The sequence below is a fragment of the Pseudomonas lini genome, from assembly GCF_030812475.1.
Classification (GTDB): domain Bacteria; phylum Pseudomonadota; class Gammaproteobacteria; order Pseudomonadales; family Pseudomonadaceae; genus Aquipseudomonas; species Aquipseudomonas lini_A.
In genome coordinates this window covers 69,254-94,229 of the sequence record NZ_JAUSSR010000021.1, presented here as the reverse complement: position 1 = coordinate 94,229, position 24,976 = coordinate 69,254, and the positions used below count along the sequence as shown (strand labels likewise).

23 protein-coding genes and 2 pseudogenes are annotated in these 24,976 nt (G+C 59.3%); 8 read left to right on the top strand and 17 right to left on the bottom strand.

Annotated features, from left to right (window positions below):
* Positions 1–293 (bottom strand): annotated as a pseudogene (locus tag J2W17_RS31220) (hypothetical protein); the annotation flags it as partial.
* Between the two features lie 23 nt (positions 294–316).
* On the opposite strand from J2W17_RS31220, the gene J2W17_RS29405 reads away from it, so the two are divergent.
* The gene (locus J2W17_RS29405) at positions 317–946 is read left to right on the top strand and encodes a class I SAM-dependent methyltransferase (protein ID WP_307343267.1); all 630 of its coding nucleotides are present in this window, start codon (positions 317–319) and stop codon (positions 944–946) included.
* Positions 947–1,074: 128 nt separating this feature from the next.
* Here J2W17_RS29405 and J2W17_RS29400 read toward each other — a convergent pair whose 3' ends face one another.
* Genes J2W17_RS29400 through J2W17_RS29390 form a run of 3 tightly spaced genes read right to left on the bottom strand, consistent with a single transcriptional unit; the run spans position 1,075 to position 6,292 of the window.
* Complete coding sequence (locus tag J2W17_RS29400) at positions 1,075–4,128, bottom strand: efflux RND transporter permease subunit (protein WP_307343264.1); 3,054 nt, start codon at positions 4,126–4,128, stop codon at positions 1,075–1,077.
* Complete coding sequence (locus J2W17_RS29395; RefSeq protein WP_307343261.1) at positions 4,125–5,192, bottom strand: efflux RND transporter periplasmic adaptor subunit; 1,068 nt, start codon at positions 5,190–5,192, stop codon at positions 4,125–4,127. The genes J2W17_RS29400 and J2W17_RS29395 overlap by 4 nt, the downstream gene beginning before the upstream one ends.
* A complete protein-coding gene (locus J2W17_RS29390) occupies positions 5,189–6,292 on the bottom strand; it encodes an efflux RND transporter periplasmic adaptor subunit (RefSeq protein WP_307343258.1) in 1,104 nt (367 codons plus the stop codon). The genes J2W17_RS29395 and J2W17_RS29390 overlap by 4 nt, the downstream gene beginning before the upstream one ends.
* A 183-nt stretch (positions 6,293–6,475) precedes the next feature.
* Here J2W17_RS29390 and J2W17_RS29385 point away from each other — a divergent pair, with 183 nt between their 5' ends.
* Positions 6,476–7,636 carry an AAA family ATPase gene (locus J2W17_RS29385; protein ID WP_307343255.1) on the top strand — a complete coding sequence of 387 codons (1,161 nt, stop codon included), beginning with the start codon at positions 6,476–6,478 and terminating at the stop codon, positions 7,634–7,636.
* A gap of 21 nt (positions 7,637–7,657) precedes the next feature.
* Here J2W17_RS29385 and J2W17_RS29380 read toward each other — a convergent pair whose 3' ends face one another.
* From J2W17_RS29380 to J2W17_RS29365, 4 genes are all read right to left on the bottom strand, one after another.
* The gene (locus J2W17_RS29380) at positions 7,658–8,776 is read right to left on the bottom strand and encodes an RHS repeat-associated core domain-containing protein (RefSeq protein ID WP_307343252.1); all 1,119 of its coding nucleotides are present in this window, start codon (positions 8,774–8,776) and stop codon (positions 7,658–7,660) included.
* Between the two features lie 237 nt (positions 8,777–9,013).
* Positions 9,014–9,796 (bottom strand): MetQ/NlpA family ABC transporter substrate-binding protein, encoded by a 783-nt coding sequence (locus tag J2W17_RS29375; protein WP_307343249.1) that lies wholly within the window; start codon positions 9,794–9,796, stop codon positions 9,014–9,016.
* Positions 9,797–10,061: 265 nt separating this feature from the next.
* Positions 10,062–10,997, bottom strand: coding sequence for a sigma 54-interacting transcriptional regulator (locus J2W17_RS29370; RefSeq protein ID WP_307343246.1), 936 nt, complete (start codon positions 10,995–10,997; stop codon positions 10,062–10,064).
* A gap of 60 nt (positions 10,998–11,057) precedes the next feature.
* Entirely contained in the window at positions 11,058–11,639 is a 582-nt protein-coding gene (locus J2W17_RS29365; RefSeq protein WP_154992129.1) for an alpha/beta hydrolase, read from the bottom strand.
* Positions 11,640–12,000: 361 nt separating this feature from the next.
* Here J2W17_RS29365 and J2W17_RS29360 point away from each other — a divergent pair, with 361 nt between their 5' ends.
* Positions 12,001–12,384, top strand: coding sequence for a hypothetical protein (locus tag J2W17_RS29360; protein WP_307343243.1), 384 nt, complete (start codon positions 12,001–12,003; stop codon positions 12,382–12,384).
* Positions 12,356–12,616 (top strand): hypothetical protein, encoded by a 261-nt coding sequence (locus J2W17_RS29355; protein ID WP_307343240.1) that lies wholly within the window; start codon positions 12,356–12,358, stop codon positions 12,614–12,616. Before J2W17_RS29360 ends, J2W17_RS29355 begins: the two co-directional genes overlap by 29 nt.
* Before the next feature lie 101 nt (positions 12,617–12,717).
* Here the strand turns inward: J2W17_RS29355 and J2W17_RS29350 are convergent.
* A pseudogene (locus J2W17_RS29350) lies at positions 12,718–12,825 on the bottom strand (fatty acid desaturase); the annotation flags it as partial.
* Positions 12,826–12,925: 100 nt separating this feature from the next.
* On the opposite strand from J2W17_RS29350, the gene J2W17_RS29345 reads away from it, so the two are divergent.
* Positions 12,926–13,930, top strand: coding sequence for an AraC family transcriptional regulator (locus J2W17_RS29345; protein WP_307343236.1), 1,005 nt, complete (start codon positions 12,926–12,928; stop codon positions 13,928–13,930).
* A 157-nt stretch (positions 13,931–14,087) separates the two neighbouring features.
* Here the strand turns inward: J2W17_RS29345 and J2W17_RS29340 are convergent, their stop codons facing one another.
* Both J2W17_RS29340 and J2W17_RS29335 read right to left on the bottom strand, forming a co-directional pair.
* Positions 14,088–14,453, bottom strand: a complete 366-nt coding sequence (locus J2W17_RS29340) for a response regulator (RefSeq protein WP_307343233.1) — start codon at positions 14,451–14,453, stop codon at positions 14,088–14,090.
* 181 nt (positions 14,454–14,634) lie between these two features.
* A complete protein-coding gene (locus tag J2W17_RS29335; RefSeq protein WP_307343228.1) occupies positions 14,635–15,330 on the bottom strand; it encodes a Crp/Fnr family transcriptional regulator in 696 nt (231 codons plus the stop codon).
* 84 nt (positions 15,331–15,414) lie between these two features.
* Here J2W17_RS29335 and J2W17_RS29330 point away from each other — a divergent pair, with 84 nt between their 5' ends.
* Positions 15,415–15,933: an Mpo1 family 2-hydroxy fatty acid dioxygenase gene (locus J2W17_RS29330; RefSeq protein WP_307343225.1), complete on the top strand. Its 519-nt coding sequence runs from the start codon at positions 15,415–15,417 to the stop codon at positions 15,931–15,933.
* 107 nt (positions 15,934–16,040) lie between these two features.
* Here J2W17_RS29330 and J2W17_RS29325 read toward each other — a convergent pair whose 3' ends face one another.
* From J2W17_RS29325 to dibA, 6 genes are all read right to left on the bottom strand, one after another.
* Positions 16,041–17,030, bottom strand: coding sequence for a sulfate/molybdate ABC transporter ATP-binding protein (locus J2W17_RS29325; protein WP_154992108.1), 990 nt, complete (start codon positions 17,028–17,030; stop codon positions 16,041–16,043).
* 3 nt (positions 17,031–17,033) lie between these two features.
* The gene (cysW, locus tag J2W17_RS29320; protein ID WP_150747187.1) at positions 17,034–17,903 is read right to left on the bottom strand and encodes a sulfate ABC transporter permease subunit CysW; all 870 of its coding nucleotides are present in this window, start codon (positions 17,901–17,903) and stop codon (positions 17,034–17,036) included.
* Between the two features lie 12 nt (positions 17,904–17,915).
* Positions 17,916–18,734: a sulfate ABC transporter permease subunit CysT gene (cysT, locus tag J2W17_RS29315; RefSeq protein WP_307343221.1), complete on the bottom strand. Its 819-nt coding sequence runs from the start codon at positions 18,732–18,734 to the stop codon at positions 17,916–17,918.
* Positions 18,735–18,804: 70 nt separating this feature from the next.
* Positions 18,805–19,818, bottom strand: coding sequence for a sulfate ABC transporter substrate-binding protein (locus J2W17_RS29310; protein WP_307343218.1), 1,014 nt, complete (start codon positions 19,816–19,818; stop codon positions 18,805–18,807).
* 147 nt (positions 19,819–19,965) lie between these two features.
* The gene (gene oscA / locus J2W17_RS29305; RefSeq protein ID WP_007941032.1) at positions 19,966–20,148 is read right to left on the bottom strand and encodes a sulfur starvation response protein OscA; all 183 of its coding nucleotides are present in this window, start codon (positions 20,146–20,148) and stop codon (positions 19,966–19,968) included.
* A gap of 254 nt (positions 20,149–20,402) precedes the next feature.
* Positions 20,403–22,322: a phosphodiesterase DibA gene (dibA, locus tag J2W17_RS29300; protein WP_307343214.1), complete on the bottom strand. Its 1,920-nt coding sequence runs from the start codon at positions 22,320–22,322 to the stop codon at positions 20,403–20,405.
* Positions 22,323–22,467: 145 nt separating this feature from the next.
* On the opposite strand from dibA, the gene desA reads away from it, so the two are divergent.
* Together desA and J2W17_RS29290 are read left to right on the top strand one after the other, a co-directional pair.
* Entirely contained in the window at positions 22,468–23,655 is a 1,188-nt protein-coding gene (desA, locus tag J2W17_RS29295; protein WP_307343211.1) for a delta-9 fatty acid desaturase DesA, read from the top strand.
* Between the two features lie 235 nt (positions 23,656–23,890).
* Positions 23,891–24,880, top strand: a complete 990-nt coding sequence (locus J2W17_RS29290) for a GGDEF domain-containing protein (protein ID WP_307343208.1) — start codon at positions 23,891–23,893, stop codon at positions 24,878–24,880.
* Positions 24,881–24,976: the final 96 nt, after the last annotated feature.

Genomic DNA, 24,976 nt, shown 5'->3' with positions numbered 1-24,976 from the left:
GTGGGAGCAAGCTTGCTTGCGATGGTCGTCAACGATAACGCTATCAGCCTGACACCCCGCGGCGCTTTCAGGTTTTTCGCGAGCAGGCTCGCTCCCACAGTTGATCGGTTGTGAACCCAGGATTTGCGTACGACGCGATCCATTGTGGGAGCAAGCTTGCTTGCGATGGTCGTCAACGATAACGCTATCAGCCTGACACCCCGCGGCGCTTTCAGGTTTTTCGCGAGCAGGCTCGCTCCTACAGGAAATGGCTGCGCAGCAGTCCCCGGGCTGATGGCGTATATTCGGCTCATTCACATTGCCTGCGCAGCCGACCATGAAACAGACCCCCGCCGACCTCGAGCAGATCACCGCCACCACCCTGGGCCATTACGACTCGGTGGCCGACAGTTTTCGCGAAGGCACTCGCGATCACGATGTCAGCCAGAACATCGATGCCCTGTTGCGGCATATTCAGGGAGAGGCGCCGTTCCACATTCTGGACTTTGGCTGTGGGCCGGGGCGTGATTTGCAGACGTTCACCCGCATGGGCCACACCGCTGTCGGGCTCGATGGTTCGCCGAAGTTCGCGCAGATGGCGCGCGAGGACAGCGGTTGCGAGGTCTGGCAGCAGGACTTTTTGAAACTGGATCTGCCCGCCGAGCGATTCGACGGGATTTTTGCCAATGCGGTGTTGTTTCATATCCCGCGCCAGGAGTTGCCGCGGGTGCTGAAGGAACTGCGTGGAGCGTTGAAACCGGGTGGCGTGTTGTTCAGTTCCAATCCGCGTGGGGAGAATCAGGAGGGTTGGAATGGGCCGCGTTATGGGGCGTATCACGATCTTCACACATGGCAGCAATTGCTGACTGAGGCTGGGTTTGTCGAGCTGGAGCATTATTACCGGCCGGCGGGGTTGCCGCGGGAGCAGCAGCCTTGGTTGGCGAGTGTCTGGCGTAGAGCTCTGTAGCCTGTTGCGACGCCTTCGCTGGCAAGCCAGCTCCTACAGGGGACGGAGTTTGCCTGAACGACTCAGTCGACTGTAGGAACTGGCTTGTCGGATCGCCGCACCGCAGCGATGAGCGCGCAGCACTCGCCTTACTGCGCCTCTTTCTTCGGCTCGCGAATCTTGTACCAGGCCACATACAGCGCCGGCAAAAAGAGCAGCGTCAGCAAGGTGGCGATGATGATTCCGCCAATCATCGCGTAAGCCATCGGCCCCCAGAACACTTCCCGGGCAATGGGGATCATCCCCAGGCTCGCCGCTGCCGCCGTCAGCAGAATAGGTCGACGCCGATGCTCGGTCGCTTGCAGTACCGCGTCCCACGGTGCGTAGCCGTCCTTCTCGAACGACTCGATCTGGGTCACCAGGATCACCGAGTTGCGGATGATGATGCCGATCAGCGCCAGGATGCCGAGGATCGCCACGAAGCCCATGGGCGTCCCGGTCGGGATCAGCGCCAGCACCACGCCGATCAAGCCCAGAGGTGCGACGCTGGCCACCAGGAACAGCTTCTGCACGCTGTGCAACTGGATCATCAGGAAGGTCGCCATCAAGAACAACATCAACGGCACCACCTTGGCGATCGGCCCCTGGGCCTTGCCGCTTTCCTCGACCGTACCGCCGGTAGCGACTTTGTAGCCCACCGGCAAACTGGCGGCGAATTTCTCTATGTCCGGCTTGAGCTGTTTCACCAGATCGGTCGGCTGGATCTCGTCTCTCACCGCGGCCTTGATGGTGATGGTCGGCTTGCGGTCGCGGCGCCAGACCAAGGGTTGCTCAAGCTCATAGCGCACGGTGGCGAAAGCCAGCAGCGGGATGGAGGTGCCGCCGGGCGTGACGATCTGCAGGTTCTGCAGGGTTTCCGGCGTACCGCGTTCCGCGTCGATCGCGCGACCCACGACATTGATCAGATAGATATCGTCATCGACCTGGGTCACGGGCGCGCCGACCACGATGCTGTTCATCAGGTTGGCCACGTCTTCGGACGACAGCCCCAGTTGCCGCGCCTTGTCCTGGGCAATGTCGATGCGCAGGACTTTGCCCGGCTCGTTCCAGTCGAAAATGATCTCACCGATGTGCGAGTTTTTATCCAGTTCGGTGGCCAGGGCGATCGCGTGCTTGCGCACCTGGTCGATGTCCTTGCCGCTAACCCGGTACTGAATCGGCCGCCCCACCGGCGGACCCATTTCCAGTGCCTGGACGTAACTGCCGATGCCGACGAAGTCTTTGCGCAGCCGCTCGCGCAAGCGCTGGCTCAAGGCCGTGCGCGACTCCAGGCCTTTGCTGACGATCACCAACTGCGCGTAGTACGGATTTTGCAATTGCTGGTCCAGCGGCAGGTAGAAACGGATCGCACCTTCGCCGATGTAGGTGCTCCAGCGCACGATGTCCGGATCGTCCTTGAGGGTCGCTTCGAGCTTGTCCACCGCCTTGCGGGTTTCGGCGATCGAGGCGTTTTGCGGCAGGTTGAGGTCCACCAGGATCTCCGGCCTGTCGGAGGACGGGAAGAACTGGTTTTGCACGAACTGCATGGAGAACACCGACGCCGCGAACAGTGCAATGGTGATGCCGATAGCCCACCAGCGGTTGCGCATCGCCCAGAGCATGCCGTAATTGAACGCGCGGCCGATGCGACCGGGTTCTGCGTCGTGGGGTTTCACGTTGGCGCTGAGGATGTGCACGCCGATCACCGGCGCAAACAACACCGCGACCACCCATGACACCAGCATCGCCACGGCGATCACCGCAAACAGGGTGAAGGTGTACTCGCCCGCCGAACTGGCGTTCAGACCTATAGGCACAAAGCCGGCCACTGTCACCAGGGTGCCGGTGAGCATGGGGAACGCGGTCGAGGTGTAGGCGAACGTGGCCGCCTGCTCCTTGGTTTCGCCCATCTCCAGCCGGGTGACCATCATTTCCACCGTGATCATCGCGTCGTCCACCAGCAGGCCGAGGGCGATGATCAGTGCACCGAGGGAAATCCGCTGCATGGTGATGCCGCTGTATTCCATGAAGATGAATACCATCGCCAGCACCAGCGGAATCGAGCACGCCACCACCAGCCCGGCACGCACCCCGAGGCTGACGAAGCTGACGACCAGCACGATGACCACCGCCTCGAACAAGGCGCTGGTGAAGCCGCCGACCGCTTTTTCCACCACGTCCGCCTGGTCGGAAACGGTGTGCACGCCGACGCCCACCGGCAGGTCGGCGGTCAGGTCATCCATGCGCTGGTGCAGGGCCTTGCCGAACGCCTGAATGTTGCCGCCTTTTTTCATGGCGATGGCCAGGCCTATGGCGGGTTGACCGTTGAAACGAAATTGCGGCGTGGCCGGGTCGACATAACCTCGACTGATTTCAGCGATATCGGCCAGACGATAGAAGCGATCGTTGAGCCTCAAGTTGACGTTGGCCAGGTCTTTCTCGGACTCGAACTGACCGGACGTGCGCACGGAGATTCGCTCCGGCCCGGCCTCGATCACCCCGGCCGGCGTCACCGCGTTTTGCGATTGCAGGCTTTGCACCACCTGGCGCTGATCAATGCCCAGCGCCGCCAGTTTGCGGGTGGAGAAATTCAGATAGAGCACTTCGTTCTGCTCACCGACCATCTCGACCTTGCCCAGCCCCGGCACTTCGCGAATCTCGGCACGGACCTGTTCCACGTAGTCACGCAACTGGCGCATCGACAAGCCGTCGGCGGTGAAGGCGTAGACCGAACCGAAAACATCACCGAATTCGTCGTTGAACCCCGGCCCTTGCAAGCCCTGGGGGAACTCGCCGCGAATGTCGTCGATCTTCTTGCGCACCTGGTACCAGATCTGCGGAATATCCTTGGCACTGGTGGTGTCGCGCAGGTACACGAAGACCGTCGATTCACCGGGCCGTGTGTAGCTTTTCACGTAGTCGAGCGAGTCGAGTTCTTCGAGCTTTTTCTCGATCCGGTCGGTGACCTGCTTGAGGGTTTCTTCTTGGGTAGCGCCCGGCCAGCGCGTCTGGATCACCATGGTCTTGATGGTGAAGGACGGGTCTTCTTCGCGACCGAGGTTCATGTACGAGAACACGCCCATCAGCAGCGCGACGAACATCAAATACCAGACGAACGACTGATGCTTGAGGGCCCATTCGGATAAGTTGAAACTCCCTTTCATTGCGGGCTGTCCTCGTCGATTTTCACTTTCTGCCCCGGCTTGAGGCTGTTCACGCCCGCACTGACGACCCGTTCACCGGACTTCACGCTGTCCGTCAGGACCACGATGCTGTCCGTCCGGCTGATGAGGCTGACGTCCCGTGGGGAAACGGTGTGCGTCTGTGGATCGACGACCCAGATCCGCAATTTTCCATCCACCTCTTGCAGCACGCTCACCGGCAGCTCGACCCGCGGTTTGATCGCGGAGCTGAGGGTCACGCCGATCGCCGTGCCGAGGCGCAAACCGGGTGGCGTGTCAGTCAGGCTCAGACGGGCACGACGGGTACGGGTCGCACTTTGCGCCTGGGGTTCGATTTCGCGAACGATGGCGGTGGTGGTGATCCTCGGGTCCAGTTCTGCGGCGACCTGAAACACCACGTCCGCCGGCAATTGATCGACCAGGGTGTCGGGCAGGTCGATCACCGCTTCCTTGATATCTGGCTGCGCCAGCGTCACCACTTGCTGGCCGGCCGTCACCACTTGCCCCGCTTCGGCGTTCCATGCGGTGACGATGGCCTTGTGATCGGTACGCAGTTGGACGTAGTCGAGTTGATCCTTGGCCTGATCGACCGCCGCCCTGGCCTGGTCGAGGGAGGCTTGAGTGGTCTTGAGGTCGGTCTGCGCAATGTCCAGTTGGGCCTGCGCACCGACGCCGCGATCGAACAGTTCCTGCTGGCGGCGGGCGTTGGCCTGGGCATTGATCAACTGCGCCTGGACGCGAGCCAGATCGCCTTGGGCCGAGCGCAACTGGTTTTGCTGGTCCGTGGGGTCAAGCGTTGCGAGCAAGGCGCCCTTCTCGACTTCGGCGCCGACATCGACGTTGCGACTGGCGATGCGACCCGGCACGCGGAAACCGATATTACTTTCGTAGCGGGCCTGGATGCTGCCGGCGAAGCGGCCGAGATTTTGCTCATCCAGCGCCTGGACCTTGATCGACAATACCGGGCGTATCGGCTCCGGTGGCGGTTCTTTTTTCGAGCAGGCCGCCAGCAACACTGCACCGAGAACCAGTAACAGACGCTTCATGGCTGGGCTCCCGCGCCTAGGTCCTTGTAAGTGTTCTCGGCAATCTCCACCTTCACGCCGGGATGCAGCAATTGGCCGCCTGCGATGACAACTTTTTCACCACCCTTGAGGCCAGCGCTGATGACGACATTGCCGATGAGGTAACGGCCGACGGTGACGGTGTGCAACTGCGCCTTGCCTTCGTCGTCCACCAGCCACACGGCCGGATCGCTGAGGTTCTTGGTCAGTGCCGACCAGGGCAATTCCACGGCGGATTTGCCCGGTGTCTTGGCCGTGGCACTCACTACCGAGCCAAGCTGCATGCCTTCCGGCAGGCCGTTGAGGCTGACCTTGACCTGCACCGTACCGGTCTGCGCGGACACCGCCGGAGTGATTTCACGCACGGTGCCCGTGGTTTTGATCGCAGGGTTTTCCAGCAGGCTGACCACCACCGATTTATCCTTCGGCGGTTCGGCCAATAGCGATTCATAGACGTTGAACACCGCGTCGCGCTCACCGTCCCGGGCCAGGCTGAAAATCGGCACCGTGGCCTGTACCACCTGGCCGACTTCGGCCTGGCGGGCGGTAATCACCCCCGGCGCGTCGGCAATCAGGGCCGTATAGCTAAGTTGTTCACGGGCATTGGCCAATTGCGCCTGGGCGGCTGCCAGGGCGCTTTGACTGCTGCGCAAGGCGGCCTGGGCGGAATCATATTCGCTTTGGCTGGTGTAGCCCTTGGGCAGGAGTTTTTGCTGGCGCACGAAAGCGGCGGCGGTCTGTTTGACCCGCGCCTGTTCGGCAACCACCTGCGCCTGGGCCGAGTCGACGCTGGTTTGCAGGTCCTTGGGATCGAGCCGGGCGAGCACTTGCCGGGCCGACACCCGGTCACCGACATCGACCGTACGCTGGATGATCTTGCCGGCGACGCGAAACGACAGCTCCGTCTGCACCCGCGCCTGGACATCACCCGTAAGGGTCACCGAGGCCGCGTAGTCAGCCGACTTGACCTCCTGTACGAAAACCCGCGGACGCTCCTTTTCGACCTGGGGCTTCTCGCCGCAGGCAGTCAGCAAAGCCAGGAAACCAAGGCCAACCACTCTTTTCAATCCGGGACCAGCCATGCAGACTCCTTTGCGTTGTACGGGCGTGCCAGTTCGATCCGACTGTGAGCTTATAACAGGGTTCCGCCTTCGCCTACGCTGACATGCATTTCCTCCTACAAGGGTTACATATAGGTCCTACACGTCAAATTCGCCAACGCGGTTATCCTGATGCCGTTTCGGGACCATAGAGAACATTCTTTCATGCTCAAAACCCTCGCGGTCGCCAATTACCGCTCGATCAATAAACTGGTGATCCCCCTGGGCCGGTTGAACCTGATCACCGGCCCTAACGGCAGCGGCAAATCCAACCTCTACCGCGCATTGCGCCTGCTGGCGGAAACCGCCCAAGGTGGCGTGGTCAATGCCTTGGCTCGCGAGGGTGGGCTGGATTCGACCTTCTGGGCCGGCCCGGAGAACATCACCCGGCGCATGCGCAATGGCGAAGTCCCGATCGAGGCGACTGTTCGACAGGGGGTCAAACGCTTGCGCTTGGGGTTTGCCGGGGAAGATTTCAGTTATTCCATCGCGCTGGGCCTGCCGGAGAAGACTCTTTCATGTTTTTCCCTGGACCCGGAAATCAAAAAGGAATGCATCTGGTCCGGGCCTTTCTACCGCCCGGCCAGCCTGCTGGTGGATCGCGACGGCCCGATGATTCGTGCGCGCGAGGGTCGCGGTTGGGAGGTGCTGGCCCAGCACACGCCGAATTTCGACAGCCTGTTCGATCAGGTCGGCAGTTTTCGCACCTCACCGGAAGTCTTGCAACTGCGTGAGTTCATCCGCCGCTGGCGTTTCTACGATCACTTTCGCAGCGACACCGATGCGCCGGTGCGTCAACCGCAACTGGGCACCCGCACGCCGGTGTTGCACCACGATGGTCGTGATCTGGCTGCCGCGTTGCAGACCATCCGTGAAATCGGCGATCCCGAGGCTTTGCAGACTGCGATCGGTGATGCGTTCCCCGGCGCTCGATTGAACATCGCACCGTTGCAGGGCGGACGGTTTGCCATCGAGTTTTATCAGGAAGGGTTGTTGCGACCGTTGTCGGCGGCCGAGTTGTCCGATGGAACGTTGCGCTACTTGCTACTGGTTGCTGCGCTGCTGACGCCTCGGCCTCCCTCGCTGATGGTGCTGAACGAGCCGGAAACCAGCCTGCACCCGGACCTGTTGCCGGCGTTGGCGCGGTTGATTATCCGGGCGTCGGAACAGTGTCAGGTGTGGGTGGTGTCCCATGCTCGGCGGCTGATCTCGGCGTTGCAGCAGGACGAGGGGTGCAATTGCATCGTGCTGGAGAAAACGCTGGGGCAGACCGGGATAGTCGGGCAGCGGATGCTGGATGAGCCAGCTTGGTATTGGCCGGATTGAAGGTCCTGCTTGCGTGCGGCTCTATATGGAGTGGCGACGAATGCTTTGGGCATTAGTGAAATTCTCAAAACCAATCGGCGGAAGTGGCGGATTTAGAGCTGATTGTTGAGGTATGCGCGGCATCGGAGATCGAGATGGAGCTGGAGCTGATGGTTGAGGTGTGCCCGGCATCGAAGATTGAGATGGAGATCGCGCAGCAGAGTCTAGTCTCGCCAAGGGAAAATTTTCGGGTGTCGGTCCGCTGCCAGCAACGTTCCGCGCACCAGCCCTGTTCAACCTGTGAGCACGATAGGCATAAGCCACCGAAGCGCCTGAGAAAGCAAAAGACAGCACGCTGAACGCGGCCATTGTGTAAAGCAGAGGATTCTGTGCGGAATTATCCGGATCCGTGGCGTTCATGGTGGCTCTTGTCACCGAGACAATGCCGCCGACAAGACCTGTCACCGCCCCTGCCACCCCCAAGTACATGGCTTTTTTCGCGGGGGATTTAGACGCCGGTACAGTCGCGGTTCTTGACCCCGCGACAGCGAGTCCAGCACCGACAAGCCCGACACCAGCCCCAAGTAGACCCACGACGTTCATTGCAACGACCATCCAGGGTAACCAATCCGGCTCTCGTCCCGTAGAATCAGTGAAATTCACCGGATCTCCCAGACAATACGCATACGGATTCAACCCACCCCGACCAAACGGACTCAACCGGTCCGGACTGTTGAAACGCATCAACACCGGGTTGAATGCCCGATGGCCGTTGCCCAGCAAGTAATGGCCGGTAGCGGGATCGATCGCTTCGCCGTTAAACGCCAGGGGGTCGCCAGGGACGGTCCCGGCGGGTCGATGGCCGTAAGGTGTGTAGACGCGATTCATCTGTCCAGCGGTGTCAGAAACCTGCAAAACGGAACGTTGTCGATCGGTGCCCAGCAGTTGAGTACTGGTGTCATTCCCCTGCCGCGAATGCAGCGCGAGCAAATACGAGCCGTGCTGAAAAACGCTTCGACTGACTCGATTTCCAAGCTCGGTCGCCAGATGCTCGAGACGATAGAATCTTTGCAACGGTGCTTGCCCGACAGGCTCAAGCGCAGTCAGTTGATCCAGTGCGTTGTAGTGATAACGACATGAGCCGCAATTGGATGGTTTCATTACAGATCCCCTCACCGTCAGGCACTAGTGTGCATCAACGGCGGCGACCCGCCACCTAGCAGAACTGCTAGGTGGCGGGATGAGGATTCATCGCGTAGTCAGATCAATCACCCGTTACCACTCTCGACCATCACGTCTTGTGGCCTGGTATCGTCACGCAATTATCTTCTGCATAAAAAAACGCCGACGCTATCGAAAGCCGTCGGCGTTGAAACCTTGAAGGGTTCACCTCACGAATCAGAACGCTGGCAATACCGCGCCACTGTATTTCTTCTCGATGAATGCCTTTACTTCAGGACTGGTCAAGGCCTTGGCCAGTTTCTGGATGGCGACGCTGTCCTTGTTGTCCGGACGAGCCACAAGGAAATTCACGTAAGGCGAATCGGCGCCTTCGATCACCAGCGCGTCTTTAGCCGGGTTCAGACCCGCTTCCAGTGCGTAGTTGGTGTTGATCATGTCCAGGTCGACCTGGTCCAGAACACGCGGCAGCATGGCCGACTCCAACTCCTTGAACTTGAAGTTGTGCGGGTTCTTGGCGATGTCTTTCGGGGTAGCGAGGGCGTTCTTCGGGTCTTTCAACTCGATCAGGCCAGCCTTCTGCAGCAGGATCAGGGCGCGGCCACTATTGCTGCCTTCATTCGGGATGGCGATGGTCGCGCCGTCTTTCAATTCAGCCAGGGTTTTGACTTTCTTCGAGTAGCCACCGAAGGGTTCGACGTGCACGCCAACCACGGTCACCAGGTGAGTACCTTTGCCTTCGTTGAAGCTTTTCAGGTACGGCAGGGTCTGGAAGTAGTTGGCGTCCAGACGCTTCTGGTCGACTTGCACGTTCGGCTGAACGTAATCGGTGAAGACTTTGATCTCCAGGTCCACGCCTTCTTTGGCGAGGGTTGGCTTGATCAGTTCCAGAATCTCGGCGTGCGGGACCGGGGTTGCCGCCACCACCAGTTTCTCGCCAGCCTGGGCCAGGCTCGCCGTCAGGGCAGCCGCCAGTGCGGTGAACAACAGAACCTTTTTCATGCAGTGTCCTTATCGAAAATCACGATCGTCGTCGACGACGGCTATTAATACGAGTGCCAGTGATGTGCTACTGCTGGCGTGACGCGGACAATACCGGGATTTTTTATTCCCGAACAATATCTTTTATTCACTTTCATATTCCATTTTATTCATACAACTCAAGAATGCCCGTTCCCTGCAGGAGCTGGCTTGTCGGATCCGCGCACCGCAGCGAAGGCGTCCTGCCTGACACACCACGTCGCCTGGTTCGCGAGCAAGCTTGCTCCTACAAGAGCAAGAGCGCGGCGTCTTTCAAGAGTTGTTTCAGCGCTGCTCGCTCGCTGGCGGTGCCTTCGCTGAGGATGTGCTTCAGTTGCCGCTCGATCGCCACCAGCGAGGCCGGTACTTCAGGCAAATTCAAATGCTCCGGCAAAATCTCGTCGCCGGTGCTCACCAGCAACGCAAAGTGAATGACGTTTTCCAGCTCCCGAGTGTTGCCCGGCCAGCTGTGCCGCTCCAGCGCCTGTTGTGCAGCCTCGCTGATCAGCGGCACTGGCAGGTCCAGACGCTGGCTGTAGATCCCGAGAAAATACTCGGACAGCGACAGGATATCGCCCACCCGTTCGCGCAAGGCGGGCAGTTCGAGGCGACCTTCGCGCAGATAATGATAAAGCCGCTCGTGGAATTTACCTGCGGCGACCGCCTGGGCCAGGTCGATGCTGGTGGCGGCCACCAGGCGCACGTCCACCGGACTCGGTTGCTGGGCGCCGACGCGGGTGACTTCGTGGTTTTCCAGGGCGGCGAGCAATTTGACCTGGATCGGCAGCGGCAGGTCGCCGATTTCGTCCAGATAGAGCGTCCCGCCGTTTGCCGAACCAAACCATCCTGCGCGACTACTGGCCGATCCGCTGAAGCTGCCGGCAGCGTATCCGAACAATTCGGCATCGGCGTAATTGGGGCTGATCGCACCGCAATTCACCGACACGAACAAGCCCCCGCGATCACTGGCGCGGTGGATGTGCCGCGCCAGCAATTCCTTACCACTGCCGGTTTCGCCACGGATCAACACGGAAATCGAACGCGGCGCCAGTTGCTCCAACTCCTGGCGCAACTGGCGCGAGCGCGGATCGACGAATACCAGCGCCTTGGCGCGAATGCTCAGGGGGCTTTTTTCTGCATCGGGGAAGGTCAGCAGCGGCTGACCGAAGGCTTCGAAACTCATGGCAGACTCCCGCCCACAACCGCCAGGAGACGGGGGCGATTCTTAAAAAAAAGATTAGGTTCAAGCGCGGCGCAGGGCGTGGTGCTCCATGCGATTTTGCAGACGGTAGAGGTAGGCAAACCCCTGCTCCCAGCGCTGATGACCGGACTTCACGTTGATGTGTCCGGCCCCTGACAAAATCCCCGCCTCGGCCCCCCAGTTGCGGGCCAGCTCCAATGCACGGGGCGCACTCACGGCGCTGTCATTGTCCGAGCTGACGACCTGACTGGGAAACGGCAGAAGGTGGGTCGGGATCGGCGCGAAATTGCGCAGGGCTGGCGCACAAGCCGGGCGTTCTACGTCCGCAGGCGCCACCAGCAAGGCGCCGCGAACCTGACGTAAAAATTGCACAGGCGCAGTGGCGGCCCAATGGGCAACGGTAATGCAGCCCAGGCTGTGGGCGATCAGGATCACGGGTGTGCTGTCCACAGCAATGGCCTCGGCCAGCGCCGCGACCCAGTCTTCACGACGCGGCGTCAGCCAGTCGGCCTGCTCCACCCGCGCGCTATTCGGCAGGCTGTTCTGCCAATGGCTTTGCCAATGATCTTCTGAAGATCCTTGCCAACCCGGCACAATCAGGTAGCGAATTGATTCGTTGCGCATGGGGGAGTTCTCCTGCTGCGTGTCTGTTCCCGATCAAGTATAGGGATGAGAGTTATATTCGTTAAGGAATAAGAAGATATTTATTAAGACCAAAATAGAATATACGACACGTAACTGCAGGAGCTGGCTTGCCAGCGAACGCGGAATATCTGGCAACGCATCAATCGACTGCCCGAACGCATTCGTTGCGCTGCCGCGATCCGACAAGCCAGCCAATACATGGCCTGGTTGCGCGGAATAAAAAAGGGACCGCGCCCTGCCAAGGAGACGGTCCCGGAAACTGACATATACAGTGAAAAACACCTGCAACGTCGTGAGGTGAGCTTTAAGTAAATGTTTAGCGTGTAAAGGTTTCGATTTGATGAATTCGCCATTTTGCGACTGGCTTCGTGAACCAATCTTTGCTCAGATTTTTTATTCTTTAAAAGAATATTTAGATTTATTTATAGATCAATACGGCATATATGAATCAATCCGAGCACCGATGCTCGTCAGCTATGGTGCGGCCTGGTTGAGGACGCTCCCAAACAACAGGGACAAAATCGGTAAAACCAACATTCTTCCTTACAACATCATCGTTGCAGCAGGCGCGATAGACGCAGTACATCTCCAGCGGTTCATCAAGGAAAGTGCAGCCGCACTTCAACTACTCAGGAAGAGTACTTATGCATTCCATTACCAAGCCTCTGGTTTTCACAGCCTTACTGGCAGCGCCCTTGGCGCTCTTCGCTGCGCCACCGGTTGACGCATTCAAGAATGAGCTTGAGATCAAAAACAAAACCAGCTTTCCTCTGCAGGTTTTTCAAGAACAGTGGAGGCGCGTCGTACTGCCGGATAAAAGCTTGCAAACCCAGGACTACAACAACGCCACCATCACTATCACCACGACGACCCCTGACGCCGCGATCAAATTCATTACGCTGAGCAATGCCAAGGGCTGCAAAGCACAAACCTGCGTGCTGATCACAGGCAATTGAGCAAGTTTTTCTGTACACAGCACCTGCTGAAAATCCTGTTCCCACGCAACGCGCGGGAGCAGGTCAGGGCTATGCCGATCGCACGCTTTCGATGGTTATGAAGGGTAGCGCCGTTGCAATTCGACGCCCTTGGCCAGCACAACCTCACGGATATGCACCGAGCGCTGTGCTGCATTCAGTCGCTGGGGGCTTGCAGAAGTACCGTCCATGCTTCCATCCTCTGGTAATGGATGCTCGCATCCTGCCTTGCGAACCCTCGCGAGGTAGTAGCCGTGAAGGCCAACCTGTTGACCGGAAGCGCCAATCAGCATGACTGAACCGACCTCCCTCGCCAGCTGGACCCGCGCCCTGCGCAAGCAACTCGATGCGCTTGGCCTCGACAGCACCGCCCTGTGCCAACAGGCGGGGCTTGACCCGCAACTGATGGACGACCCGAATGCCCGTTACCCGTTGTCCGCAACGACGCGCCTGTGGGAAATCGCGGTGCAGGTCAGCGGCGATCCGGCGATCGGCTTGCGGGTGTCGCGCTTCGTCAGCCCGACCACGTTTCACGCGCTCGGTTATGCGCTGGTGGCCAGCGACAGTCTTCGGGAAGTATTCGAGCGCATCGTGCGTTATCACCAGGTGGTCAGCGATGCCCTGGAGCTGGAATTGATCCGCGCCGAAGACCGCTACCGCTTCCGCATGAAAATCCCGGCTGGCAATCCGGCCCCGGCGTTCGAAGCCATCGATGCCTTCGCGGCGATTTACGTGCGCACCTGTCGCAATCGTCTCGGGCGCGACTACGCGCCTCTGGCGGTGTATCTGCGACGTCCCGAACCCAGCGACTCACACCAATGGCACAAGGTCTTTCGCTCGCCGGTGCACTTCGCCGCCGATGAAGACCGCCTGGAGTTTGCCCTGGTGGATTTCGACAGCCACCTCGACGATGCCAATCCGGAACTGGCCGAGCATAACGAAGCGGTGCTCAGGCGCACGCTCGCGCAACTCAAGCCCTTGACCTGGGAGCGCAAGGTGCGCGATGCCATTGAAGAGCAATTGCCCGAAGGCGAACCCAGCGCCGAACGCATCGCCCAGGCCCTGCACCTGAGCTTGCGCAGCCTGCAACGGCATCTGGCGGACGAGGGCTGTCGGTTCGATACCCTGCTCAATGAAAGTCGCGAAAACCTGGCACTGCTGCACCTGCGCGACCCGCAGTGTTCGTTGAGTGAGATCAGCTATTTGCTGGGGTTTGCCGATACCAGCAGCTTCAGTCGCGCGTTCAAGCGCTGGACGGGGATGACGCCGGGGCAGTTTCGGGAGGGGTTGCGGTGACAGGTCTTGGAGTTGTGGTGTCTGATCTGACCTCATCGCGAGCAGGCTCGCTCCCACAGTTGATCTCCAACAGATACGAAAATCGGTGTACACCGCAGAACCCATGTGGGAGCGAGCCTGCTCGCGAAGGGGCCGGATCAGACACCACAGAAACGCCTCAGCGCCCCCGATCCCGCCGCAACACCTTGCGCACCCGCTTCACCAACTCGCTCACCGCAAACGGCTTGAGCAAATAATCATCTTCATGCAACTCCAGCCCGCGCAGGCGATCCTCGATTCCATCTTTGGTCGTCAGAAACAACACCGGCGTATCACCCAGCTTGCGGATCTGTTGCAGCAACTGCCAGCCGTTAAGCCCTGGCAGCATCACGTCGAGGATGATCAGCTCGTACTCGCCGGACTCGATAAACCGACGGCCAGCCATCCCGTTGACGGCCACATCCACCGCATAACTCGCCTCGCTCAGGCCTTTGGCCAACAGCCTGGCGAGCTCAGGCTCGTCTTCCACTAACAGTACACGCATGACACACCTCGATTATCGTCATCACAGGCTAGGCGTGTTCGACCCCGTTGCCCATTACAATCTTTCCTCTGCGTCCGATGCACCTGCCCGAATCATCGAGTGAACCAGCATTGATGCCGGCTGACACTTCGCTCGCGGGCAAGTCGGATCGCCGCATCGCTCGCTCCTACAGTAATTTTTGTTAAGAGGGTCGGATTGTCGCCAACGCCCGCAGTCGTTCTACATCCACTATCTCGATTTCGCCGTACCGCAAATTCACAATCCCCTGCCCCTGCAAATCCTTGAGTATCTGGTTGGTGGTCTGGCGCGACAGCGACAACATTGAAGCAAGCTGCTCCTGTTGCAGCTGCAACAAACGCCGCGGCGATTCGATTTCGCCGTAACCCTGGGCAATCATCAGCAAGCGGTGAGCCAGGCGTGCCGTGGCCGGCATCAGGCTCAGCTGTTCGAGGCTGATGAAGGTCAGGCGCAGTTTGTGGCTCATCAGCAATGCCAGTTGCCGCCAATACACCGGTTGATCATCGAGCAACGCCAGCAATACGGCTTGCGGTATGTGCAATAGCACGCAATGTCCAAGGCCGATCGCATCATGGGTCCGCGACTGACCGTCGAACAGGCAGATTTCGCCGAACCAGTGGGGCTGCTCCACCAGGCTCAGTAACGCCTCCTTGCCCTGCTCGCTCACCGCCCCGATGCGCACCGATCCTTCGAGCACCGCATACAACCCGCACGGTGGATCGCCGCGCTGGAACAGCCGTTGCCCCGGTAGCAGACGCCGGACACGCGCGGCTGACAGCAGACTATCCTGAAAGGAAACAGGTAACTGGCTGAACCACTGGCCGCTCATCAGGCGTGGACGCCAGACCTTCATATCCATGAAAACTCCTTCAAATTGTCGCCTGGCTGACAGAGCGAATGATGTGCCCGGGGCATGATCCATCACCCTACAGGAGGAATATCAATGAAAAGCCTCGTCGACCATCTCAGTCAATACGCTACCTACCATCGTGACCCACGCAATATTGCCACCCACTTCGTCGGCATTCCGATGATTGTAGTGGCGGTGACGGTATTGCTGTCCCGTCCGCAATGGGCCGGGGGCTGGCTGTCGCCGGCCATGCTGGTAGCGCTGGCGTCAGCGTGGTTTTACCTGCGCCTGGAACTGCGCCTCGGGGTGCTGATGACTGTGTTGCTCGGGCTGTGCCTTTGGGCAGGTCAAGTGCTGGCGCAGCAAAGCACGCTGGTCTGGCTGGCGAGTGGCATCGGGATGTTTGTGATCGGCTGGGCGATTCAGTTTGTCGGTCATCACTACGAAGGACGCAAACCGGCGTTTGTCGATGATGTGACGGGGTTGATTGTCGGGCCGTTGTTTGTGGTGGTGGAGCTGGCGTTTTTGCTGGGGCTGCGGCGGGAGTTGAAAGCGCAGATCGAGGCGCGGGCGGGTGGTGTGCGTTTGCGCCAGGATAACGCTGCGGCGTAAATCGCTTTCGCGAGCAAGCCCGCCCCCACATTGGATCTCCAGTGAACACGTTATTCGTGAACGCCATAGATGAATGTGGGAGCGGGCTTGCTCGCGAAGCTTTTGCTTTAGAGGTTGGCGACTTTCTGCCAGACCTTCGGCTTGAAGAACAGCGTCTCGCCCTTCACCAGGCCAGTCAGGCTGTCGTGATCCTTCACCACTTCCGCTTCGATCAAATCGCTCTGTCCTTCGACCTTCAACGTGACCCGGGTCGTCGCGCCCAATGGACGGATATCCCGCACCTCGGCGGCGTGATGGTCTTCCAGTTCGTGGCGCGACAACGACACTTCGTGAGGCCGGAACAGCACATGGTTGTCTTCACCCAAATGCAGACGGTTCGAGTCGCCGAGGAAGTGATAGACGAAATCGCTGGCCGGGTTTTCGTAGACGTCACCCGGTGAACCGATCTGCTCGATCACACCCTTGTTCATCACTACGATGCGGTCGGCGACTTCCATGGCTTCTTCCTGGTCATGGGTCACGAAGACCGAGGTCAGGTTGATGTCTTCGTGCAGCCGAGCGAGCCAGCGTCGCAGCTCCTTACGGACTTTGGCATCAAGGGCGCCAAACGGCTCATCGAGCAGCAGCACCTTCGGCTCCACCGCCAGGGCGCGGGCCAAGGCAATACGTTGACGCTGACCGCCGGACAGCTGTTCCGGATAGCGATCCGCCAACCAGTCCAATTGCACCATGTTCAACAGCTCGTGGACTTTCACCGCGATCTGGCTCTCGCTGGGGCGCTGGTTTTTCGGTTTCATGCGCAGGCCGAACGCGACGTTGTCGAACACGGTCATGTGGCGGAACAGGGCGTAGTGCTGAAACACGAAGCCGACGTTGCGATCACGCACGTCATGGCCGGAAACGTCTTCACCGTGAAATACGATGTTTCCCTGATCCGGTGTTTCCAGGCCGGCGATGATCCGCAACAACGTGGTCTTGCCGCAACCGGAAGGGCCGAGCAGCGCGACCAGTTCGCCGCTTTGAATGTCCAGGCTGATGTTGTCCAGCGCCTTGAACGCGTTGAAATTCTTGCTGACGTTACGCACTTCGATCGACATGACTTATTCCTCCGCGGCGCTGGCGCGCAGGCGGTTAATACGGTTTTCGCTCCACTGCTTGAGCAGCAGGATGAAGAGCGCCAGGATCAGCAACAGGCTCGCCACGGCGAACGCGGCCACGTGGTTGTATTCGTTGTAGAGGATCTCGACGTGCAGCGGCAGGGTGTTGGTCACCCCGCGAATATGCCCGGAAACCACCGACACCGCACCGAACTCACCCATGGCCCGCGCCGTACACAGCACCACCCCGTAGATCAGACCCCATTTAATGTTGGGCACGGTGACATGCCAGAACATCTGCCAGCCATTGGCCCCGAGCAGGCGCGCGGCCTCCTCTTCCTGGGTGCCTTGCTCCTGCATCAGCGGAATCAGCTCCCGGGCCACAAACGGTACGGTGACGAAGATTGTCGCCAGCACGATGCCCGGCAAGGCGAAGACGATCTGGATGTCGTGATCCTGCAACCATGGCCCGAACAAGCCCTGGGCGCCAAACATCAGCACGTACACCAGACCGGCGATCACCGGCGACACCGAAAACGGCAGGTCGATCAGCGTGACGAGGATGCTTTTGCCGCGGAACGAGTACTTGCTCACGCACCACGCCGCACTGACGCCAAACACCAGGTTCAGCGGCACCGAAATCAGCACGGCGATCACCGTGAGCTTCAGGGCCGACAATGCATCCGGTTCAAAAATCGCCGTGAAGAACGCACCGATCCCGAGCTTCAGGCCTTGGGACACCACGATAACCAGCGGCAACAACAGGAACAGGGCAAAAATCAGCCAGCCAAGGCCGATCAGCAGTCGCCGCGATGAGGCGCTGCCACGGCGGGAGGCGTTCGAGGAAGCAGCAGCAATAGACGATTGGGACATTTGTGCGCCTCCTTATGGGGTTTCGATGCGCCGCTGCAGCAAGTTGATCAGCAGCAACAGAATGAAAGAAACCACCAGCATCAGTACACCAATGGAGGTAGCGCCGGTGTAATCGTACTGGTCGAGTTTGACCATGATCAGCAGCGGCAGAATCTCGGTTTTCATCGGCATGTTGCCGGCGATGAAAATCACCGATCCATACTCGCCAACCCCGCGGGCAAAGGCCAAAGCGAAGCCCGTCAACCAGGCAGGGAGCAAGGCAGGCACCAGAATATGGCGGAAAACCTGCAAGGGTTTCGCACCGAGGCACGCTGCCGCTTCCTCCACTTCGCGGGGGATATCGGCCAATACAGGTTGTACTGTACGTACTACGAATGGAAGCGTTACAAAAGTCAGTGCCAGGGTGATGCCGAGGGGGGTATACGCGATCTTGAACCCCAGGTCGGTCGCGAACTGCCCTACCCAGCCGTTTGGCGCGTAGAGCGCGGTCAACGCGATACCGGCGACGGCAGTGGGCAAGGCGAACGGAAGATCGATCATCGCATCGATGATTTTTCGCCCCGGGAAGGAATAGCGCACCAACACCCAGGCCAGCAACGTGCCGATGATGCCGTTGATGATTGCGGCACAGAGGGCGGTGCCGAAGCTCAGCTTCAACGCCGCCAGCACCCGAGGCGCCGAAATGATCGCCCAGAACTGCTCCCAGGTGAGTTGAGCGGCATGCACGAACATCGCCGCCAGTGGAATGAGCACAATCAGGCTGAGGTACACCAAGGTGTAGCCCAGCGTCAGCCCGAAGCCGGGTATGACGGGGGAGATACGACGCGACATAAAAGTCCTTGGTTGAGAACGCGCAAAGCCCCGACAGTTAAATCGGGGCTCGTTTATGACTGGGTGCAGATTACTGCGCCTGGTAAATCTGGTCGAACACGCCACCGTCATTGAAGAATTTCGGTTGCGCGGTTTTCCAGCCGCCGAAGTCCTTGTCGATGGTCACCAGGTCCAGGGTCGGGAACTGTTTGGCGTACTTGGCTGCGACGTCCTTATCACGTGGACGATAGAAGTTTTTCGCCGCGATTTCCTGGCCCGCCGGGCTGTACAGGTGCTTGAGGTAAGCCTCGGCGATCTCGGTGTTGCCCTTTTTCTCTGCGTTTTTGTCGACCACGGCCACCGGCGGTTCGGCGAGGATCGACAGCGAAGGCACCACGATGTCGAATTTTTCAGCGCCGCCCTCTTCTTTCAGCGCCAGGAAGGCTTCGTTTTCCCAGGCCAGCAACACGTCGCCCTGACCATTGTTGACGAAGGTGATGGTCGAACCGCGAGCGCCGGTATCCAGAACGGGAACGTGCTTGAACAGGGTCTGTACGTACTCCTTGGCCTTGGCTTCGTCACCGCCGTTGGCTTTCAGGCCATAGGCCCAGGCTGCCAGGAAGTTCCAGCGCGCACCGCCGGAGGTTTTCGGGTTCGGGGTAATGACTTCAACGCCGCTCTTGGTCAAATCGCCCCAGTCCTTGATGCCCTTGGGATTGCCCTTGCGCACCAGGAACACGATGGTCGAGGTGTACGGCGTGCTCGCTTCCGGCAGACGCTTCTGCCAGTCGGCCGGCAGGGTCTTGCCGAGCTTGGCGATTTCATCAATATCACCCGCCAGGGCCAGCGTCACCACGTCAGCGCGCAGACCGTCGATCACCGCGCGGCCCTGTTTGCCCGAGCCGCCATGGGATTGCTGGATTTTCACGTTGTCGTCCGGATGTGCCTTCTTCCAGAAACTGCTGAATTCGGCGTTGTAGTCCTGATACAGCTCACGAGTCGGGTCGTACGACACGTTGAGCAGTTCGTAATCCTTGGCAACCGCGGAACCAGCAAAAAGGGCGCTGGCCAGGGCGGCCAAAGCGAAATGACGAATCGACGACATGGTGAAAGCTCCTGGAATTCTATTGTGATGGCTTTTCTTATGGGTTTCGGAATCGCGGTTGCCGGTTAAAAGGTCGCAGCCTGCGGCAGCTCCTGGCACAAATCCCCCGTAGGAGATGCCGCAGGCTGCGATCTTTTGATCTTTGTTTCAGCTCGGCTTGTTGCCAGGGTTCTGCAATCGGAATTTTTCCTTGCGTTCGATCTGAACCACCTGAGCGTTGTGCACAGTGATTTCAACTGCGCCAAACCGCAGATCGCGCAAGGCACTCTGGATCTCACGCAAGATGGTGGCTTCGTCTTGACCGTCAACGCTACGCAGGGATGCGCTCATGGTGCTGCTCCTTCGACTGAGAGGTTGCCTGGCAGTGGGCGGCACTGCTTGCGGCGTGAGACCAATAGTAGATAAGCGCGGATATTCTTAAAAAGACTATTTAAGAATGTTTATATAACCAAATTACTGATGCACGCCCTCTGGAGGCGTTGACTTGCCGGCGAAGGCAGCCTTGAGCCTTGCATTGCCAATGAAGGCGCCTTCGCCGGCAAGCCGGCTCCTACAGGAAGGTGTGCATGCGGGAAGTTTTGCGTCTAGGGAATTTCCGGTGTCCGCAGCCAGTCCAGCTGCCCAGGCGGAACCGGGCGCCCGAACCAGTACCCCTGTCCGAGATCACAACCGTGCTCAAGCAGAAAACCCGCCTGCTCCACCTGCTCAATCCCTTCGGCATGCACCTGCATCCCCATGCTCTGCGCCAAGGCAATGATCACCCGCACAATCGCCGCGTCATCCTCATCCCACGGCAACCCGGCGACAAATCCCTGATCGATCTTCAGCTTCTGCACCGGTAATCGCTTGAGTCGCAATAACGATGAATAGCCAGTACCGAAGTCATCGATGGCCAGCCGCACACCCAGCTCGCGCATTCGATGCATCTGCTCCAACGCCACTTCCGGGTCGTCCATCACCGCACTTTCAGTGATTTCCAGCTCCAGGCAGGCCGGATCGAGCCCGGTTTCGTTCAGTACCTTGGCCACCTGCTGGAACAATTCACGGCGAGCGAACAACCTCGACGATACATTCACCGCGATAAACGACAACGCCACACCGGCCTGCAGCCACTGGCACATTTGCTGACAAGCCTGGCGCATCACCCAGACATCAATTTGCGCGATCAATCCGGTGCGCTCGGCAACGGGAATGAATTCCGCCGGCGGCACCAGCCCGCGCTGCGGATGCTCCCAACGCACCAGCGCCTCGACGCCAATCAGGCGACGGGTCTTGAGGTCGTGAACCGGTTGGTAATACACGCGCAATTCCTGCTGCTCCAGCGCACGGCGCAGCTCAACCGCCGTCTCGACCCGTTGCTGGGCGTGGGCGGTCAACTCTTCGGTGTAAAGCGCGTAGCCATCGCGACCTGTACCCTTGGCCTTGAACAGCGCCGAGTCGGCGTTACGTAACAGCTGTTCAGCGCTCAACGCATCACCGGGAAACAGGCTGATACCGATGCTGGTATTGATGAACAGCCGATGTCCGGCGATCAAGAACGGTTGTTTGAAGCCATCGATGATCCGCTGAGCCAGCGCCGCCGCCTGCATCAGCTGCACGCAGCTCTCGGCCAGCACGGCAAACTCGTCGCCCCCCAGCCGCGCCAGGGTGATCCCCGGGCCGAACATGGCCTGCAAACGCTCGGCTACGGCTTTGAGCAGCTGATCACCGATCGAGTGCCCGAGGCTGTCGTTGATCATCTTGAAATGATCCAGATCGATCAGCAGCAATGCACAACCGCGCTTGTGAATCTGCGCCGAAGCCAGCGCCTGTTCGGTCCGGTCGGTGAACAGCAGGCGGTTGGGCAGATCGGTCAGCGGATCGTGATGCGCCAGGTGCTTGAGTTCATGCTCTGAGTTCTTGATCGCGCTGAGGTCGGAAAACACCGCCACGTACTGGCTGAGCTGTCCCTGATCGTCATGAATGATGCGGATCGTCTGCCATTGCGGGTAGATCTCGCCGCATTTGCGACGGTTCCAGATTTCCCCGCTCCACTCGCCGACGCTATTGAGGGTCGCGAACATCGCCTCGTAGAAGCTGGGCGGATGATGCCCCGACTTGAACATGCTCGGTCGCTGGCCAAGCACTTCCTCACGCGGGTAACCGGTGATTTCCATGAACGCCCGATTCACGTGAACAATCAGGCCATTGTTATTGGTGACCAGCACCCCTTCGCGGGTGCAATCGAACACCGCGGCCGCCTGTCGCAAACGTTGCCGGTCCTCGCTGCGCTCATGCAACCTGGCGTCGACCCCCGGGCAGCGGAACAAACGCGCCCGGGCCAGGAACATCAACCCGGCGCTGAACACGACCCAAGCGTAACCGTTGATCAGTTGCCATCGCTGCGACGCTTCGGAGCTATCGAAGAAACTGCTCAATACATGACCACTCAATTGCAGCCAGCCTATTGAAACCAGCAGGTAAAGCAGCGCGGCACTTAGAGCGGCGCGATAAGTAGCAGACATTCGGCCGTCCATGTCCTTCGAAAGGATGTGATTATAGGTTAAAGAAACATTCAGCCACTCTTATCTGAAAGGGTGACTGGTTTTATCTGTAGGCTCAGTGATAATGCAACGGCTGTTTTTTTCTTTATCGAGGGCCCAATAGCCTATGTGGTACGAAGGTTTTCTCGGCTTGTCGCCCTGGTCACTGGTGGCAGTCACCCTGCTGATGACCCACGTGACGATCGTTGGCGTCACGGTCTATCTGCATCGTTATTCAGCCCATCGCTCGCTTGAGCTCAATGCCGGCCTGAAACATTTCTTCCGTTTCTGGTTGTGGTTGACCACAGCCCAGAACACCCGCGAGTGGACCGCTATCCACCGCAAGCATCACGCCAAATGCGAAACCGAAGATGACCCGCACAGCCCGGTCGTCAAGGGGTTATCCACCGTCCTGCGCAAAGGTGCCGAGCTCTACCGCGCCGAAGCGGAAAACCCCGAGACCCTGCGCATCTACGGCAAAAACTGCCCCGACGACTGGATCGAACGCAACCTGTATACCCGTTTCCCCCTGCTGGGCGTGGCGATCATGGGCGTTATCGACCTGCTGCTGTTCGGTACCATCGGCATCACCATATGGGCGATCCAGATGATGTGGATCCCGGTCTGGGCTGCAGGCGTGGTCAATGGCCTGGGGCATGCCATCGGCTACCGCAATTTCGAATGCCGCGATGCGGCGACCAATCTGGTGCCATGGGGCATCCTGATCGGTGGCGAAGAACTGCATAACAACCATCACACCTACCCGAACTCGGCGAAATTGTCGGTGAAGAAGTGGGAATTCGATCTGGGCTGGGCGTGGATACAAGTTTTCAGCTTCTTCCGTCTGGCCAAAGTCCAGCGCGTCGCGCCGATTGCCCATCGGGTCGAAGGTAAAGGCAACCTGGACATGGACACGGCCATGGCCATCCTCAACAACCGTTTCCAGATCATGGCCCAGTACCGCAAGCTGGTGATCGCCCCGCTGGTCAAGCAAGAGCTGGAAAAAGTCGATCACTCGGTCCGTCACCAGTTCCACCGGGCCAAACGCCTGCTCTCGCGGGAAACCAGCCTGCTGGATGAAAAGCACCACATGCGCATCCAGACCATGCTCGAGCACAGTCAGGCGCTGAAGGTCATCTACGAGAAACGCCTGGCCTTGCAGCAGATCTGGGTCAAGACCAGCTCGAATGGTCACGACATGCTGGCTGCCATCAAGGATTGGGTACACGAAGCCGAAGCCAGCGGAATTCAATCGCTGCGCGAATTCGCCGACCAGTTGAAAACTTACTCCCTGCGCCCTGCAGCAACCGCCTGACGGCTGAGGGAGCTTGCTCCCGCTCTGCGACAAAGGCCGCCGCAAAACCTGGTAACGCGTTTTAACTGATAAAACGCGTTACCTATACCGCCCGGCGGGAGCAAGCTCTCTCGTCACGCAACGCGGGAACTTCATTTCAATTCCCCTATCTCAAAGACACTTCGCCATCCAGGCGGGCTTTGTGGTGGCCGCTTTCGAACCTCGAGCGGCACACGCCCTTTGAGATTTTGTATCGATGGTCAATAGAAACCTACAAGACTCATCCCCCCCACAGTGGCCCGAGGCCGCGCAAACCCTGATGGCGTTGCTACGTGCCCAAGGCGAAGTGGCGCGCTTGAGCGAACGCGAACAGCTGCTCAGCGCCCTGCTGACGAGCGTCAACGCCGTGCTTTGGGCATTCAACTGGGAAACCCGTCAGATACTGTACGTGAGCCCCGCCTATGAGCGGATTTTCGGCCGCTCCACCGACCTGCTACTGGCTGACTACAACCAGTGGCGCGACAGCATTTACCCCGACGATCTGGCTTATGCCGAGCGCAGCATGGCCGAAGTATTGAGCAGTGGCGCCGTTGAAGACCGCGAGTACCGAATTATCGCCGCCGACGGCCAGGTACACTGGCTGAGTGACAAGTGCTTCATCAACCGTCTGGCCGAACCCGGACAGCCGATGATCATCGTCGGAATTGCCGAAGACATTACCGCCAAGAAGCACTTGGAAACCGAGCTGCAACGCCTGGCAACCACAGATGGCCTGACCCAGAGCAGTAACCGTAGACACTTCTTCGACTGTGCCCACCGCGAGTTCGAACAGGCGCGAAAACAGGGGGAGCCGCTGGCATTCCTGCTGCTGGATATCGATGATTTCAAAGTGATCAATGACAGCTATGGCCACCAGGTGGGCGATAGCGTTCTGCGACGGATCGCCGAGAGCGGTCGTGGTTCGTTGCGCCGTGCCGATGTATTCGGACGGATCGGCGGTGAGGAGTTCGCCGCGGTCTTCCCCGGTTGCGCACCGGACATGGCCTTGCAAGTGGCCGAGCGCCTGCAGCGGGAAATTCAGCGGTTGCGCTTTTGCCATGACGACCAGACGTTCGGCATCACTATCAGCCAGGGCCTGACCAGTCTCACCGCCGAGGATGAAAACATCGATGCCCTGTTCGCCCGCGCCGATGCGGCGATGTACGAGGCCAAGCGCCAGGGCAAGAACCGCATCATCCCCGGCTGAACGGATCAACAAAAACCCTGTAGGAGCTGGCTTGCCAGCGAAGGTGGGTCAGCCACATTGATGTCGACTGACACTCCTTCGCTGGCAAGCCAGCTC

Excerpts from the sequence above, each read along its gene's own strand:
- J2W17_RS29375 (WP_307343249.1), bottom strand. The coding sequence starts at position 9,796 with ATGAAAAAGGTTCTGTTGTTCACCGCACTGGCGGCTGCCCTGACGGCG.
- J2W17_RS29290 (WP_307343208.1), top strand. The coding sequence starts at position 23,891 with ATGGTCAATAGAAACCTACAAGACTCATCCCCCCCACAGTGGCCCGAG.
- J2W17_RS29380 (WP_307343252.1), bottom strand. The coding sequence starts at position 8,776 with ATGAAACCATCCAATTGCGGCTCATGTCGTTATCACTACAACGCACTG.
- J2W17_RS29345 (WP_307343236.1), top strand. The coding sequence starts at position 12,926 with ATGACTGAACCGACCTCCCTCGCCAGCTGGACCCGCGCCCTGCGCAAG.
- J2W17_RS29310 (WP_307343218.1), bottom strand. The coding sequence starts at position 19,818 with ATGTCGTCGATTCGTCATTTCGCTTTGGCCGCCCTGGCCAGCGCCCTT.
- J2W17_RS29390 (WP_307343258.1), bottom strand. The coding sequence starts at position 6,292 with ATGGCTGGTCCCGGATTGAAAAGAGTGGTTGGCCTTGGTTTCCTGGCT.
- J2W17_RS29360 (WP_307343243.1), top strand. The coding sequence starts at position 12,001 with ATGAATTCGCCATTTTGCGACTGGCTTCGTGAACCAATCTTTGCTCAG.
- J2W17_RS29400 (WP_307343264.1), bottom strand. The coding sequence starts at position 4,128 with ATGAAAGGGAGTTTCAACTTATCCGAATGGGCCCTCAAGCATCAGTCG.
- J2W17_RS29385 (WP_307343255.1), top strand. The coding sequence starts at position 6,476 with ATGCTCAAAACCCTCGCGGTCGCCAATTACCGCTCGATCAATAAACTG.
- J2W17_RS29325 (WP_154992108.1), bottom strand. The coding sequence starts at position 17,030 with ATGTCGATCGAAGTGCGTAACGTCAGCAAGAATTTCAACGCGTTCAAG.
- J2W17_RS29335 (WP_307343228.1), bottom strand. The coding sequence starts at position 15,330 with ATGGATATGAAGGTCTGGCGTCCACGCCTGATGAGCGGCCAGTGGTTC.
- J2W17_RS29365 (WP_154992129.1), bottom strand. The coding sequence starts at position 11,639 with ATGCGCAACGAATCAATTCGCTACCTGATTGTGCCGGGTTGGCAAGGA.
- oscA (WP_007941032.1), bottom strand. The coding sequence starts at position 20,148 with ATGAGCGCATCCCTGCGTAGCGTTGACGGTCAAGACGAAGCCACCATC.
- J2W17_RS29405 (WP_307343267.1), top strand. The coding sequence starts at position 317 with ATGAAACAGACCCCCGCCGACCTCGAGCAGATCACCGCCACCACCCTG.
- dibA (WP_307343214.1), bottom strand. The coding sequence starts at position 22,322 with ATGTCTGCTACTTATCGCGCCGCTCTAAGTGCCGCGCTGCTTTACCTG.
- J2W17_RS29330 (WP_307343225.1), top strand. The coding sequence starts at position 15,415 with ATGAAAAGCCTCGTCGACCATCTCAGTCAATACGCTACCTACCATCGT.
- cysW (WP_150747187.1), bottom strand. The coding sequence starts at position 17,903 with ATGTCCCAATCGTCTATTGCTGCTGCTTCCTCGAACGCCTCCCGCCGT.
- J2W17_RS29340 (WP_307343233.1), bottom strand. The coding sequence starts at position 14,453 with ATGCGTGTACTGTTAGTGGAAGACGAGCCTGAGCTCGCCAGGCTGTTG.
- J2W17_RS29370 (WP_307343246.1), bottom strand. The coding sequence starts at position 10,997 with ATGAGTTTCGAAGCCTTCGGTCAGCCGCTGCTGACCTTCCCCGATGCA.
- cysT (WP_307343221.1), bottom strand. The coding sequence starts at position 18,734 with ATGTCGCGTCGTATCTCCCCCGTCATACCCGGCTTCGGGCTGACGCTG.
- desA (WP_307343211.1), top strand. The coding sequence starts at position 22,468 with ATGTGGTACGAAGGTTTTCTCGGCTTGTCGCCCTGGTCACTGGTGGCA.
- J2W17_RS29395 (WP_307343261.1), bottom strand. The coding sequence starts at position 5,192 with ATGAAGCGTCTGTTACTGGTTCTCGGTGCAGTGTTGCTGGCGGCCTGC.